Raw genomic sequence first — 17,062 nt, 5'->3', positions numbered from 1 at the left:
ACCCGTTCAAGCAACAGCGGGGTTAACGCAACGGCACAAACCACAACCGACAACTGTTTAACCAGCGTTCTATGCCTCAAATCCAGCCCCCAGATGAGTGTTGACCTGTAATAAAGGCGCACTCAGCGAAACAGCATTGGGGTATCACATGCACGCCCTGGCTCAGGTGTGCACGCAACAATGGATCGTTACTCGCAGCCCGCAACGATCCATCATTGCAATACCGTTAGTACACAAAACCGGGCCTTTGAAGGCCCGGCGCAAACGTTGTGGGTTAAACCACGCTGATTCCGTTCTGCACCCACAGTTGGTGGGTTTTATCTTCCTCGCTAGTGTAGATCACGTATTCAAGACCGTTCTCAACCTGAGCCACTCCCGATGACCAATTGCCGGTCAAATGCACACTGTCGTGGTCATCGCCCTGAATCACCAACCGGTCCCCTTCAGGCCCGGTGATAGACACCAGATCTTCGAGGCTCAGTGTCAGGTCAACAGCGCTGACGTGGTTGAGGTCGATGGCATCGATGCCGCTGACCTTGCCAATCAGGCTCGCCAGATTGATCGCGGCATCGCCCCCTTCCCACAGCAACCCATCAATCCCGGCAACGTTGTCGACGTGGGTGAAATCGGTGTCGGCAACGACGGCATGATCCCCGTGTTCACCCGTGGCATGCCCCTCGGTTGCAGCCACGTGGTCGACGGCGGCGACATGCTCCTCCACGGCCAGTGCGGCGAACGACGTGGCGGTCTTGGCCGGTGCGCCCGGGTTGGCATCGTCCCAGACCTGAGGACGGTCTGGAGAGTCGAGACGGATGTACAGCTCAGCCGTGTCGGAATTACCTGTTGGCGAGGTGAGTTTGTAGGTGAAGTGATCCACCTGCCCCACGTTGCTCGCCGTCAGACCGGCATTCGGCGTGTAGGTGTATTTACCATCGGCGAACAGGGTCAACGTTCCGTATGCCCCCGCAACCACCTTGCCCTCGCCCCCGGCATTCACGAACACACCCTTGTCCAGCACACTTATTACCGTGAGCACAGAACCCAGCTTGTCGGGGCCGGTCAAGGTACTGGACAGCACATTGCCGGTGGCCGGAGTGACCGTGCCCACAACAAACTTGTCCAGGTAAGTGGGCGTAAGTTTTTGGTCGATGGTCACTTTACTGCCCAGTGAGAGCAAGACAGAGGTCGACGCGGTTACCCGATAAGTGCCCTCACCCAGGTCTCTAAAGGTATGGGAAATCGCTGAGAAGCTCTGTTCTGGTACTGCAGTCCACGCCCCGTTGATGAATTTTTCCAGGGTCAAGGTTGTGCCACCCAGCCCCTGTGCTCCCGATGAGAATGTCGCAGAGACAGCTAGATCGCCCTTGGTATTGGCAGCAATTGTGATGCCTGCCCCCGAATTGGATCCTGTGCCAGTGATAAGGCCTTTCAGATCATACGTAAAGACCCCAGCCGAAACCTGTGGCCCGACTTCAGGTGACAACCGTATCGCTGCAGAACCCACATCATCATTCGCAACCGGAACGATAACGCCGGATGCCGAAGGGTCGGTCGTGCTCCACGTGAAATTGGAGTCTGCACTGTCAATGCGCACATACAGGTTGGCTGTTGAGGAACCCGCCGCATTGACCAGGTGATACTCAAACGAATCAACCTTGCCAAGATTGGCCGCATTGCCATTTGCCACGTACGAGTAATTGCCGTTGGCAAAGATCGTCAGTTGACCATATTGGCCCTGCAACACGGTCCCAGGCCCGGTCGGGATGTCCGCATCGACAAGCTTGCCGTCGACCATAACCTGTACCTTCGCAGGCCCGGCTGTGCCCGTAACGTCGGTTTTGCCATCAAAGCCCAGGTCGGTGATCACGTTACCTTTGACCGCTGGCCCGGCGTCAGCCGTGAAATCGGTCAGGCTTTCTTGGGTAACGCTCAACTTGGCCGTTGCACTGGACAACACCTTGACCAACGCCAGATCAAGCTCGAACGTGAAGCGATAATTTCCAGCAGACAGGCCTGTAACTTTCCCGCTGCCACTGGACCCGAATATCCCTAGCAAATCGAGTAAACCGCTCCCCAGGGAACCCTGCTGTACCGGCAGCCATCCGCCCTTGCCGTCACTCACCTCAAGCGTCGCCTTAACCCCGCCCCCCAGCAATTTCAGGAAGTCAGCAGAACCCGAACTCAAGTTCAAGGTTCCGGTCGTACCACTGGCAACAGTAAAGAGCTGCGTATCTTTGACGACACCGCCAATGATAATTCCGCCTACGCTGAGTAGCGTATTGACCGTCATGTCCTTCAACCCGGTGTTGGTCGTCACCGGCTTGATCACTATCTCAGCAGTTGCCAGGTCGTTGGAGGCTTTAGGGGTCAGTGTTCCCGGCAGGCCGGGGTCAATCGCCAGATAGGTTGCCGGCTGAGAGACGTTCTGCGCGGCATCCTTGAGGGTGACGTTGAGGGTTTCACCGGTGCTGCGTGGCTGATTCAGGATCACCGTGAAGTTACCCTGCCCGTTGACAGTGCCCGTCCCGATGGTCTGCCCCAGGTAGTCTTTAACCGTCACCTGGCTACCCGCTTCACCCTTGCCGCTGAACGTCACGCCATCTGCGTTCAATGCAAGGTCGGTCGCAATGGCCGGTGGCGTGGTGTCGCCTGCAAGCACTGGCGCAGGCACCGAAACGTTGCCGGCCTTGTCGGTCAGGGTGACGGTGAGGCTTTCACCGTTTTTATGCGGCCCAACCAACAGCGCTGTAAACGAGCCATCAGCCGCGACAAGGCCGGTACCGATTTGCACACCGGCCGCGTTTTTCACGGTAACGATGCTGCCCACCTCGCCTTTACCGGTGAGCGTCAAACCATCGAGGCTGACTTTAAGCTCAGTCGGCGCTGCCGGTGCCGTGGTATCGCCCGCCAACACCGGGGTCGGCAGCGAGACGTTGCCAGCCTTGTCGGTGAGGGTGACGTTGAGGCTTTCACCATTCTTTTGTGCAGGGCTGAGGGTCGCGGTAAACGAACCGTCAGCGCCAACAAGGCCGGTGCCCACCGCCACGCCCGCCGCGTTTTTCACGGTGACGGTACTGCCCGCCTCGCCTTTACCCGTCAGGGTCAGACCATTGACGCTGACGACCAGGTTGGTTGGCGCCACTGGTGCAGTGGTGTCCCCGGCAACCACTGGCGCGGCCACAGACACGTTGCCTGCCTTGTCCGTCAGGGTGACGTTGAGGGTCTCGCCATTTTTTTGCGGTGTTAAGAGGACGGCGGCAAAGTTGCCGTCGATGCCAACCACTACGGTGCTGATTTGCTGGCCTGCGGCGTTTTTCACGATGACTGTGCTACCCGCCTCACCTTTACCCGTCAGCAACAAGCCATCGAGGCTGACTTTAAGGTCTGTCGCAGCAGCCGGTGCGGTGGTGTCACCCGCCACAACCGGAGTCGGCAGCGAGACGTTGCCTGCCTTGTCCGTCAGGGTGACGTTGAGGCTTTCGCCATTCTTTTGTGCAGGGCTGAGGGTCGCAGTAAACGAGCCATCCGCCGCGACGACACCGGTGCCGATTTGCGTACCGGCGGCGTTTTTCACGACAACCGTGCTGCCCGCTTCGCCTTTACCCGTGAGCGACAGACCATCGGCGCTCACAGCCAGGGTGTTCGGAGCCGCAGGCGCCGTGGTGTCGCCCGCCGTCACAGTACCCGGCAAGGACACGTTGCCCGCCTTATCGGTCAGCGTGACGTTGAGGCTCTCGCCATTTTTTTGCGGTGTTAACAGGACGGCGGCAAAGTTGCCGTCGATGCCAACCACAACAGTGCCGATTTGCTGGCCCGCCGCGTTTTTCACGATAACCGTGCTGCCCGCCTCGCCTTTACCCGTCAGCAACAAGCCATCGAGGCTGACTTTAAGGTCAGTCGGTGCCGCTGGAGCCGTGGTGTCACCCGCCGTCACGGTGCCCGGCAAGGACACGTTGCCCGCCTTGTCGGTCAGGGTGACGTTGAGGCTTTCGCCATTTTTTTGTGCAGGGCTGAGGGTCGCAGTAAACGAACCATCCGCCCCGACGACGCCGGTGCCGATTTGCGTACCGGCGGCATTTTTCACGACGACCGTGCTGCCCGCTTCACCTTTGCCTGTGAGCGACAGACCATCGGCGCTCACAGCCAGGGTGTTCGGAGTCGCCGGCGCCGTGGTGTCGCCCGCCGTCACAGTACCCGGCAAGGACACGTTACCCGCCTTGTCGGTGAGGGTGACGTTAAGGGTCTCGCCATTTTTTTGCGGTGTTAACAGGACGGCGGCAAAGTTGCCGTCGATCCCGACCACAACGGTACTGATTTGCTTGCCTGCGGCGTTTTTCACGATGACCGTGCTGCCTGCCTCGCCTTTACCCGTCAGCAACAAGCCATCGAGGCTGACTTTAAGCTCAGTCGGTGCCGCCGGTGCCGTGGTATCACCCGCCGTCACATCACCCGCCACCGACACGTTGCCTGCCTTGTCGGCCAGGGTCACGTTGAGGTTTTCGCCATTTTTCTGTGGAGGGTTCAGGACCGCGGTAAACGAGCCATCAACCCCGACAACACCGGTGCCCACTTGCGCACCTGCGGCGTTTTTCACGGTGACAATGCTGCCTGCTTCACCTTTACCCGTCAGCGCCAGGCCATCGAGGCTGACTTTAAGTTCAGTCGGCGCCGCCGGTGCCGTGGTGTCGCCTGCAATCACTGGCGTGGCCACCGACACGTTGCCTGCCTTGTCGGTCAGGGTAACGTTGAGGGTCTCGCCATTTTTTTGTGGCGAGGTGAGCACAGCGTTAAACGAGCCATCCAGCCCGACGATGCCAGTGCCAATCTGCACACCTGCGGCGTTTTTCACCGTGACGATGCTACCCGCTTCGCCTTTACCGGTGAGTGCCAGACCATTGAGGCTCACTGCCAGATCGGTCGGCGCGGCCGGTGCGGTGGTATCGCCCGCCACCACCGGTGCCGCCACCGACACGTTGCCCGCCACATCGGTCTGGGTGACGCTGAGGGTTTCGCCATTTTTTTGTGGCAGCGTGAGGACTGCGGCAAACGAGCCATCCAGCCCGACAAGACCGCCACCGATCACCACACCCGCCGCATTTTTGACCGTTACCGTTGAGCCTGGCTCGCCTTTACCGTTAAGCACCAGACCATCGACGCTCACAGACAGGTTGGTTGGCGCCGCTGGCGCCGTGGTATCACCCGCCAGCACAGGGGCTGGCAGCGAGACGTTACCGGCCTTGTCGGTCAGAGTGACGTTAAGCAACTCGCCATTTTTTTGCGGCGTGTTGAGCGTCGCATTGAACGAACCATCCGCCCCGACAACGCCAGTACCAATGGCCACGCCCGCCGCGTTTTTCACGGTGACGGTGCTGCCCGCTTCGCCCTTGCCGGTCAGCGCCAAACCATCAGCGCTGACTTTAAGCTCAGTCGGGGCTGCCGGTGCCGTGGTGTCGCCCGCCACAACCGGGGTGACCACCGAGACGTTGCCTGCCTTGTCGGTGAGGGTAACGTTAAGGGTCTCGCCATTTTTTTGCGCTGGCGTGAGGACGGCGGCAAACGAGCCATCTATCCCTACCACAACGGTGCTGATTTGCTGGCCTGCAGCATTTTTTACGATGACCGTACTGCCCGCCTCGCCTTTACCGGTCAGCAACAAGCCATCCAGGCTGACTTTAAGCTCGGTAGGTGCCGCCGGTGCCGTGGTGTCGCCCGCCACAACCGGGGTTGGCAGCGAGACGTTGCCCGCCTTGTCGGTGAGGGTGACGTTGAGGCTTTCGCCATTTTTTTGTGCTGGGCTGAGGGTCGCAGTCAGCAAGCCTTCAGCCCCCACGGTGCCGGTACCGACTTGCACACCCGCCGCGTTTTTAACCGTGACGGTGCTGCCAGCTTCGCCTTTGCCGGTCAGGGTCAAGCCATCTGCGCTGACGTTAAGCTCAGTTGGCGCCGCCGGTGCCGTGGTGTCACCCGCAACAACCGGGGTGGCCACCGAGACGTTGCCCGCCTTGTCGGTGAGGGTGACGTTGAGGGTTTCGCCATTTGTTTGCGGGGTATCGAGGATCGCGCTGAACGCGCCATCAATACCCACCACGCCCGTACCAATGGTCACACCGGCCGCGTTTTTCACGGTGACGATGCTGCCTGCTTCACCTTTACCGGTCAGCAACAAGCCATCAAGGCTGACCGCCAGACCGGTTGGCGCTGCAGGTGCCGTGGTGTCGCCCGCCACCACGCTGACAGACGGAGATGAAAGGTCCAGGCTATTGGTCAAGGTGACGCCAAGGGTTTCACCGTTCTTTTGCGCAGTGTCGAGGGTGACGGCAAAGTTGCCGTCCACACCCACGTTGCCCGTACCGATCACCGCGCCCGCAGCGTTTTTGATCGTCACCGACAACCCTGCTTCGCCCTTGCCACTCAAGGTCAGGCCATCCGGGCTCACCACCAGATCGGTTGGCGCTTCCGGTGCCAGCGCGCCCCCCACAATCACAGTGCCAATCGGAGATTCGTTACCCGCAGCATCCTTGAGTTGGACATCCAGGGTTTGGCCATTGCCTTGAGCCGGGACCAGCACAATCGCAAAACCGCCATCAGCTCCGACAAACCCTGTACCGACGGTTACCCCACCAAGACCTTTAACGGTCACGGCAGCACCAGGCTCGCCTTTACCCGTCAGCACCAGACCGCCAAGGCTGACTGCCAGGTTAGTCGGGGCATCCGGATTGGTGGTGTCACCGGCAGTGACCGGGGCCGCCAGCGACACGTTGCCGGCCTTGTCGGTCAGGGTGACGTTAAGCAGCTCGCCATTTTTTTGCGGCGATGTGAGTACCGCACTAAACGAGCCATCTTCACCCACGGTGCCAGCACCCACTTGCACACCCGCAGCGTTTTTAACGATAACCGTGCTGCCCGCCTCACCTTTACCGGTCAGCGACAAGCCATCAACACTGACTTTAAGCTCGGTAGGCGCCGCCGGTGCGGTGGTATCACCCGCTACTACCGGAGTGCTCACGGACACGTTGCCCGCCTTGTCGGTGAGGGTAACGTTGAGGCTCTCGCCATTTTTTTGTGCCGGGGCCAGGACCGCGATAAACGAGCCATCCAGCCCAACGATGCCGGTGCCGACTTGCACACCTGCGGCGTTTTTCACGATGACGGTGCTGCCCGCTTCGCCTTTACCGGTCAGCGCCAGACTATCGAGGCTGACTTTAAGCTCGGTCGGCGCCGCTGGAGCCGTGGTATCACCCGCTGCCACCACACCCGGCAAGGACACGTTGCCCGCCTTGTCGGTCAAAGTGACGTTGAGGATTTCGCCATTTTTTTGCGGCGTATCGAGCGTTGCGGTTAACACGCCGTTAGCGTCAACAGTGCCGCTACCCACTTGCACGCCCAGGGCGTTTTTCACAATGACCGTGCTGCCCGCCTCGCCTTTACCGGTGAGCGACAAGCCATCAGCGCTCACTTTAAGCTCGGTCGGCGCCGCCGGTGCGGTGGTATCACCCGCTGTCACAATACCCGCCAAGGACACGTTGCCCGACTTGTCGGTCAGGGTGACGTTGAGGGTTTCGCCATTGTTTTGTGCCGGGGCCAGGATCACGGTAAACGAGCCATCAAGGCCCACGATGCCGGTGCCGACTTGCACACCTGCCGCGTTTTTCACGGTAACCGTGCTGCCCACTTCGCCTTTGCCCGTCAGCGCCAGGCCATCGACACGTACTTCAAGGTCAGTCGGCGCCGCCGGTGCCGTGGTGTCGCCCGCCACAACCGGGGTCGGCAGCGAGACGTTGCCCGCCTTGTCCGTCAGGGTGACGCTAAGCAGCTCACCATTTTTCTGCGGCGTATCGAGCACTGCGCTAAACGAGCCATCAGCACCAACGGTGCCGGTGCCGACTTGCACACCCAGGGCGTTTTTCACAATGACGGTGCTGCCCGCTTCACCTTTACCGGTCAGCGACAGGCCATCAACACTCACTTTAAGCTCAGTCGGCGCTGCCGGTGCCGTGGTGTCACCCGCAATCACCGGAGTGACCGCCGACACGTTGCCCGACTTATCGGTCAAGGTGACGTTGAGGGTTTCGCCATTTTTCTGCGGGGTATCAAGGACGGCGGTAAACGAGCCATCAGCGCCAACGATACCGGTGCCGATTTGCACACCCGCGGCGTTTTTCACGATGACGATGCTGCCCGCTTCGCCTTTGCCCGTCAGCGCCAGGCCATCGACACTCACTTTAAGCTCAGTCGGCGCCGCTGGTGCGGTGGTGTCACCGGCAATCACTGGCGTAACTGCCGACACGTTGCCCGACTTATCGGTCAAGGTGACATTGAGGGTTTCGCCATTTTTCTGCGGGGTATCAAGAACGGCAGTAAACGAGCCGTCCGGGCCAACGGTGCCGGTGCCGACCTGCACACCCAGGGCGTTTTTCACGGTGACCGTGCTGCCCGCTTCACCTTTGCCCGTCAGCGCCAGGCCATCGACACTCACTTTAAGGTCCGTCGGCGCCGCCGGTGCGGTGGTATCACCCGCAATCACTGGCGTGACCGCCGACACGTTGCCCGCCTTGTCGGTCAGGGTGACGTTGAGGGTTTCGCCATTTTTCTGCGGGGTATCGAGGATCGCGGTAAACGAACCGTCAGGCCCAACGATAGCCGTGCCGATTTGCACGCCCGCGGCGTTTTTCACGGTGACGACGCTGCCCGCTTCGCCTTTGCCCGTCAGTTCCAGACCATCGACGCTGACTTTAAGCTCAGTCAGCGCTGCCGGTGCCGTGGTGTCGCCCGCAATCACTGGCGTGACTGCCGATACGTTGCCGGCCTTGTCGGTCAGGGTGACGTTGAGGGTTTCGCCATTGGTTTGCGCAGTATCGAGGGTAATGTCGAAACTGCCATCAGCGCCCACAGGCCCGCTACCTATCACTGTGCCCGCAGCGTCTTTGACCGTCACTGTGCTGCCGACTTCGCCTTTACCGCTCAAGGTCAGGCCATCAACGCTCACTTTAAGCTCAGTCGGGGCTGCCGGTGCCGTCGTGTCTCCGGCTATCACAGGGGCGGCCGCTGACACGTTGCCTGCCTTGTCAGTCAGGGTAACGTTGAGAGTCTCGCCATTTTTCTGCGGGGTATCGAGGATCGCGGTGAACGAGCCGTCAGGGCCAACAATACCGGCACCGATTTGCACACCCGCCGCGTTTTTCACGGTGACCACACTGCCCGCTTCGCCTTTACCGGTCAGTTCCAAGCCATCGAGGCTCACTTTAAGCTCAGTCGGCGCGTCGGGTGCCGTGGTATCACCCGCTATTACCGGGGTCGCCGTCGACACGTTGCCCGCCTTGTCGGTCAGGGTAACGCTGAGGGTCTCGCCATTTTTTTGCGCCGTGTTGAGGGTGACGGCAAAAGTACCGTCAGCGCTGACGACACCCGTGCCGATTTGCACACCCAAGGCGTTTTTAACGGTCACCGTGCTGCCCGCCTCACCTTTACCGTCCAGGGTCAGGCCATCAGCGCTGACTTTAAGCTCGGTCGGGGCTGCAGGTGCCGTGGTGTCGCCCGCTGTCACTGGGGCAGACGCCGACACGTTACCGGCCTTGTCAGTCAGGGTGACGTTGAGGGTCTCGCCATTTTTTTGCGGGGTATCGAGGATCGCCGTAAACGCGCCGTCAGCGTCAACGAGGCCAGTACCGATTTGCTCACCGGCGGCATTTTTCACAATAACAGTGCTGCCTGCTTCACCTTTACCGCTCAGGGTCAGGCCATCCGCGCTGACCGCCAGTTCAGTCGGTGCCTCTGGCGCGGTGGTATCGCCGGCGATAACAGGCGTCACCACCGACACGTTGCCGGCTTTGTCTGTCAGCGTGACGTTAAGGGTTTCGCCATTGGTTTGTGCCGTGTTGAGGGCGATGGCAAAGGAGCCATCCAGCGCCACAGGTCCGCTGCCGATCACAGCGCCGGCGGCATTTTTAACGGTGACGGTTGAGCCCGGCTCACCTTTACCATTCAAGGTCAGGCCATCAACGCTGACGGCCAGCTCGGTCGGGGCATCAGGCGCCGTTGTATCGCCCGCCACCACGCTGACGGACGGTGAGGTCAACCCACCGACGCTGCTCAGGGTGACGCCCAGGGTTTCGCCGTTGGTTTGAGGGGTGTCCAGCGCCACGCTGAAGTTACCGTCAAGGCCCACGACACCGCTGCCGATCACCACACCCGCTGCCGTTTTGACGGTGATGATGGCGCCAGGCTCGCCTTTGCCATCCAGTACCAGACCATCAAGGCTCACGCTCAGGTCGGTAGGCGCATCCGGCGCGACGGCATCACCGACCACCACAGGGCTGGCGGTCGAAATGTTGCCGGCCTTGTCGGTCAGGGTGACTTGAAGCGTAGAGCCATTGCTTTGGCCCGGGTCAAGAGCCACCTCAAAATTGCCACCCGCACCGACGACGCCCGTACCGACTTGCACGCCCGCTGCGTCTTTGACGATCACGGTGCTGCCAACTTCGCCTTTACCGGTCAGGATCAGACCATTGCCGCTCACCGCCAGGTTGGTCGGTGCATCAGGCGCCGTGGTGTCGCCGGCAATCACTGGAGTGGCCACGGACACATTGCCCGCCTTGTCGGTCAGGGTGACGTTAAGGGCCTCGCCATTCTTTTGCGCGCTGTCGAGGGTGATAGTGAAGCTGCCGTCAGCCGCAACCGGCCCGGTACCAATCACCGCGCCCAACGCATCTTTGACCGTGACTGTGCTGCCCGCTTCGCCTTTACCGGTCAGGGTCAGGCCATCAACGCTCACTTTAAGCTCTGTCGGGGCATCAGGTGCGGTGGTATCACCCGCGGTCACTGGCGTGGCCGCCGAGATGTTGCCTGCCTTGTCAGTCAGCGTGACGTTGAGGGTCTCGCCGTTGGTTTGAGCCTTATCGAGGGTGATGGTAAAGGTACCGTCAGCCTCTACCGGCCCGGTGCCAATCACTGCGCCCGCTGCATCTTTGACAGTGACCGTGCTGCCGACTTCACCTTTACCGCTCAGGGTCAGGCCATCAACGCTCACCGCAAGCTCTGTCGGTGCATCAGGCGCGGTGGTGTCGCCCGCGATCACTGGCGTGACCGCCGACACGTTGCCCGCCTTGTCGGTCAGCGTGACGTTAAGGGTTTCGCCATTTTTTTGCGCCGAATCGAGGGTGATGGTGAAGCTGCCATCAGCCGCTACCGGCCCGGTGCCAATCACCGCGCCCAACGCATCTTTGACAGTGACGGTGCTGCCCGCTTCGCCTTTACCGGTCAGAGACAGGCCATCTGCGCTGACTTTAAGCTCTGTCGGGGCATCAGGTGCGGTGGTATCGCCCGCAACCACTGGCGTAACCGCCGAGATGTTGCCTGCCTTGTCAGTCAGCGTGACGTTAAGGGTTTCGCCATTGGTTTGAGCCGTGTCGAGGGCGATGGTGAAGGTGCCGTCAGCCTCTACAGGCCCGAAACCAATCACTGCGCCCGCTGCGTCTTTAACAGTGACCGTGCTGCCGACTTCACCTTTACCGCTCAGGGTCAGGCCATCAACGCTCACCGCAAGCTCTGTCGGTGCATCAGGCGCGGTGGTGTCGCCCGCGATCACTGGCGTGACCGCCGAGATATTGCCCGCCTTGTCGGTCAGGGTGACGTTAAGGGTTTCGCCATTTTTTTGCGCCGAATCGAGGGTGATGGTGAAGCTGCCATCAGCCGCTACCGGCCCGGTGCCGATCACCGCGCCCGCTGCGTCTTTCACAGTCACCGTGCTGCCCGCCTCGCCTTTACCGGTCAGCGCCAGACCATCCGCGCTCACCACCAGGTCCGTCGGGGCATCAGGCGCCGTCGTGTCGCCCGCCACCACACTGTTCGATGGCGAAGTCAGGCCTCCGGCATTGGTCAAAGTGACGCCTAAGGTTTCGCCGTTGGTTTGCGCGGTGCCCAGAGCGACCGAGAAATTACCGTCAGCATCTACGACCCCGGTGCCAATCACGTTGCCCGCCGGGCCTTTCACCGTCACGGTGCTGCCAATCTCGCCTTTACCGGTCACTGTCAGACCATCTGCGCTCACCACCAGACCGGTTGGCGCCTCAGGTGCTACCGCATCACCGACCAGCACAGGCGTCGGGTCAGACACGTTGCCAGCCTTGTCGGTCAAGGTGACTTCCAGGACGGTGCCATTACCTTGCGCGGTGTCTAGGGTGACTTCAAAACTGCCGTCAGCGCCAACAACCGCCGTACCCACGGGGTCACCGGCCGCATTTTTAACGGTGACCGTGCTGCCCGCCTCGCCTTTACCGGTGAGGATCAGGCCGTCCGCGCTCACCGCGATATTGGTCGGCGCATCAGGAGCCGTGGTGTCGCCCGCCACCACGCTGCCAACTTGCGAAACGTTGCCCGCCGCGTCGGTCAGAGTAACGTTGAGGGTTTCACCGTTGGTTTGCGCGCTGTCGAGGGTGATCGAGAAATTGCCATCAGCGTCCACAACCCCCACGCCGATTTGCCCACCGACTGCGTTCTTGACGATGACCGTGCTGTTGATTTCACCTTTACCGGTGAGGGTCAGGCCATCAGCACTGACAGCCAAATCCGTTGGCGCGGCAGGTGCCGTGGTATCGCCCGCAATCACAGGCGTAGCTGCCGAGACGTTGCCCGCCTTATCGGTCAGGGTGACGTCGAGGGTTTGGCCATTGGTCTGCGCCGCATCCAGGGTGATTTCGAAGTTACCATCAGCCCCGACAGGCCCGGAGCCAATCACCGTGCCCTCTGCGTTTTTGACCGTAACAGTGCTGCCCACTTCGCCTTTACCCGTCAGGGTCAAGCCATCCGCGTTAAGGACCAAGCCGGTTGGCGCGTCAGGTGCAGTGGTGTCGCCGGCAACCACGCTGCCCACTTGCGAGACGTTGCCCGCTTTGTCGGTCAGGGTGACGTTAAGGGTTTCGCCGTTGGTTTGAGCAGCATCCAGGATGATTTCGAAGCTGCCATCAGCCCCGACAACCCCAGCGCCGATTTGTAAGCCTTCTGCATCTTTGACGATAACGGTGCTGCCGATTTCGCCTTTACCGGTGAGGGTCAGGCCATCAGCGCTTACCGCCAGCTCAGTTGGAGCCGCCGGCGCTGTGGTGTCACCTGCAACCACACTGCCACCCGCAGAGATATTGCCTGCCGCATCGGTTTGGGTAACCGCCAGTGTTTGGCCGTTGGTTTGTGCTGGGGCAAGAGTGATTTCGAAGCTGCCGTCAGCGCCCACAGGGCCGGAGCCGATCACATTGCCTGCTGCATCCTTCACGGTGACGGTGCTGCCCACTTCGCCTTTACCGCTCAGGGTCAAGCCATCTGCGCTAACACCCAAGCCGGTCGGGGCTTCAGGGGCAGTGGTGTCGCCTGCTATCACGCTGCCAACTTGCGAGATATTGCCCGCTTTGTCGGTCAGGGTGACGTTAATGGTTTGCCCGTTGGTTTGCGCGCTGTCGAGGATGATCGAGAAATCACCCTCAGCGTCCACAACGCCTGCGCCAATTTGCAAGCCAGCCGCGTCTTTGACGATAACCGTGCTGCCAGCCTCACCTTTACCCGTCAATGCCAGACCATCATCGCTCACAGCCAGATTGGTCGGAGCGTCAGGGGCAGTCGTGTCGCCTGCGATCACGCTGATCGATGGCGAAGTCAGGCCACCGGCATTGGTCAAAGTGACGCCCAGGGTTTCACCGTTGGTTTGCGCTTTATCGAGCGTTATTTCGAAGCTGCCATCAGCACCGACAATCCCTGTGCCGATTGGCAAGCCAGCCGCATCTTTGACAGTAACGGTGGAGCCCGGCTCGCCTTTACCGGTCACCGACAGGCCATCAGCGCTGACAACCAGACCGGTAGGCGCCTCAGGCGCAACAGCTTCGCCGACAACCACTGGCGTCGCCGTCGAGATGTTGCCGGCCTTGTCAGTCAAGGTCACTTCAAGGGTGGTGCCATTGCCTTGAGCGGCATCCAGGGTGACTTCGAAACTGCCATCAGCCCCCACAACCGCCGTACCGACTTGCTCCCCGTCAGCGTTTTTAACGATAACCGTGCTGCCCGCTTCACCTTTACCGGTGAGAATCATGCCATCGGCGCTGACTGCGATATTGGTTGGCGCATCGGGGGCCGTGGTGTCGCCTGCTACCACGCTACCGACTTGCGAGATGTTGCCCGCTTTGTCGGTCAGGGTGACGCCCAGGGTTTCGCCGTTGGTTTGTGCTTTGTCGAGAATGATGGAGAAATTGCCTTCCGCATCCACAACGCCGTTGCCGATCTCCAAACCTGCCGCGTCTTTGACGATAACGGTGCTACCGATTTCGCCTTTACCGGTCAAGGTCAGGCCATCTGCGCTTACCGTCAGGTCAGTTGGAGCCGCTGGCGCGGTGGTATCGCCTGCAACCACGCTGCCACCCTCAGAGACATTGCCAGCCGCATCGGTTTGAGTGACAGCCAGTGTTTCGCCGTTGGTTTGTGCTGGCGCAAGAGTGATTTCGAAGCTGCCGTCAGCGCCCACAGGGCCGGAGCCGATCACATTACCTGCCGCATCCTTCACGGTGACGGTGCTGCCCACTTCGCCTTTACCGCTCAGGGTCAAGCCATCTGCGCTAACACCCAAGCCGGTCGGGGCTTCAGGGGCAGTGGTGTCGCCTGCTACCACGCTACCGACTTGCGAGATGTTGCCCGCTTTATCGGTCAGGGTGACGTTGAGGGTTTCGCCGTTGGTTTGTGCTGTTTCGAGGGTGATCGAGAAGGTGCCATCTGCACCGACTGTCCCCGTGCCAATCACGTTGCCCGCTGGATCTTTGATAGTGACGGTGGAACCCGGCTCGCCTTTACCCGTCAGCGCCAGACCATCGTCGCTAACGGCCAAATTAGTTGGTGCTTCAGGAGCGGTGGTGTCGCCTGCTACTACGCTGATCGATGGCGAAGTCAGGCCACCAGGGCTGGTGAGGGTCACGCCCAGGGTTTCGCCGTTGGTTTGTGCGGTGCCCAGGGTGACGTCAAAGTTGCCGTCATTTCCAACAGTGCCGGTGCCGATCACATTGCCCGCAGAGTCTTTGATCGTCACGGTAGAACCAGGCTCGCCTTTACCCGTCACCGACAGGCCATCAGCGCTAACAACCAGACCGGTTGGCGCCTCAGGCGCAACCGCTTCACCCACAACTACCGGCGTCGCCGTCGATACGTTGCCGGCCTTGTCAGTCAGGGTCACTTCAAGGGTGGTGCCATTGCCTTGAGCGGCGTCGAGGGTGACTTCAAAACTGCCGTCAGCCCCAACAACCGTTGTACCGACTTGCTCACCGTCGGCGTTTTTAACAATAACCGTGCTGCCCGCCTCGCCTTTACCGGTGAGGGTCAGGCCATCGGGGCTCACAGCCAGATTGGTTGGCGCATCAGGCGCTGTGATGTCGGTGTACACAACGCTGCTGACGGGCGATACCTGGCCTTTGCTGTCAGTTAACGTGACATCTACGCTGGCGCCGCTGATCAGGGCCGTGTCGAAGGACAGGTTGAAATTGCCATCGGCATCCACCGTCCCGCTGCCGATAATATTGCCCGCCGCATCCTTGACCGTAATCTTGTTATTGGCCTGCCCCTTGCCGCTGATCGAGAGGCCGTTCTGGCTGACGACCAAGTCAGTGGCCGCGAGCGGTTGGCCTCCTGAGCCCAAATCGGTGTCAGTCACAATAAATTTGCCTGGCAACGATTCGTTCTGAGCCGCGTCAGTCAGTGTGGTGTTCAACTGCTGACCCACGCTTTGCGGTGAGGTCAGTGTGATCAAGAAATTACCGTCGGCACCGACTGTGCCGCTGCCCACCACATTGTTGGCGGAGTCTTTGACCGTGACGTGGGAGCCCGGCTCACCTTTACCGCTGAATGTCACACCGTCTGTGGCCAAAAACAGGCTGGTGGGTGCATCAGGAGCGGTGGTGTCAGGCGCCACCACGCTGCCGACCGGCGACTGATTGCCCGCCGGGTCGGTCAAGGTGACGTCGAGGTTTTGGCCGTTGTTTTGCGGGGTGCCGAGGGTAATGTCGAAGTTGCCATCAGCCCCTACGGTGCCCGAGCCGATCACATTGCCCGCAGAATCTTTAACCGTCACCGTCGAGCCAGGCTCGCCCTTGCCGCTGATGGTTTGGCCATCCGGGCTGACCGTGAGGCCGGTCGGGGTTTCTGGGGCGGTGGTGTCTGGCGCCACCACGCTACCGGCCGGCGACTGGTTGCCTGACGGGTCAGTCAAGGTCACATCGAGTTTTTCGCCGTTGGTCTTGGAAGAGTCCAAAGGCACCTTGAAGTTGCCATCAGCCCCGACCGTGCCGGTGCCGACCACGTTGCCGGCCGCATCCTTGACCGTCACTTTGGAACCGGCCTCGCCCTTGCCGATGACGCTCAGGCCGTCGTTGCTCACCGAAATACCGGTTGGGGCACCGGGCGCGGTGGTATCGCCATCACCGCCATGATGGCCGCCGCCACCGCCGCCACCGCTCAACGCAGCCGCCGCGCCACCCACAGCCAGAAGGCCAAGGCCCCACAGGACCCAATTAGGGATGTCTGCACTGCCGCCGGCCGCAGCCAGTGTCAGGTCGTCAAGGCTGGAAATCTGGGTGAAAGTAAAGCCGGAGTAAGGTGAAGAATACTGACCCAGAAGCAGCGTTCCATTACTGCCCTCCAGCACCAGTTGGTTAGTGGCTCCGTCGATGCCCGTCACAAAGAAGTTCTGGATCGTAACGATCTCACCGGACTTGAGTGTAATAACCAGATTATTGCCGGACTGTTGATAAGACTGAACACTCTCTTGGCCGAAGGGCAGTTTTACAATGCTCGTGCCTTTAAGGCTGAGCGAACCCAACGCCTGTTCCGACTTAGCCCCTGATGCCTTGTCAACAATCACAATATTCTTCATCTCACACCTACTTTATTCATCCGATAAATAAAGGGACTCGCCACTGCACTAAATGCAGGGCGCAAGTATCCCCGGCGGCGCAATTAACAACCGTTATTCGATAATGGGGTCGTGCTATTGAACGACTGTTTGGCGTAAGGCTTCAGCCCACGCCTGTTTCGTCACGTCCGT

General features: G+C 60.5%; 1 protein-coding gene. It reads right to left on the bottom strand.

Annotated features, from left to right (window positions below):
- Positions 1-274: 274 nt before the first annotated feature.
- Positions 275-16,891: a BapA/Bap/LapF family large adhesin gene (locus GHO32_RS05180; RefSeq protein WP_153333482.1), complete on the bottom strand. Its 16,617-nt coding sequence runs from the start codon at positions 16,889-16,891 to the stop codon at positions 275-277.
- Positions 16,892-17,062: the final 171 nt, after the last annotated feature.

It is taken from the genome of Pseudomonas sp. FSL R10-2189 (assembly GCF_009600325.1).
In the GTDB taxonomy this organism is placed as follows: domain Bacteria; phylum Pseudomonadota; class Gammaproteobacteria; order Pseudomonadales; family Pseudomonadaceae; genus Aquipseudomonas; species Aquipseudomonas helleri.
Note: the sequence above shows the minus strand (reverse complement) of the source record. Positions and strands in the feature narration are given on the sequence as shown.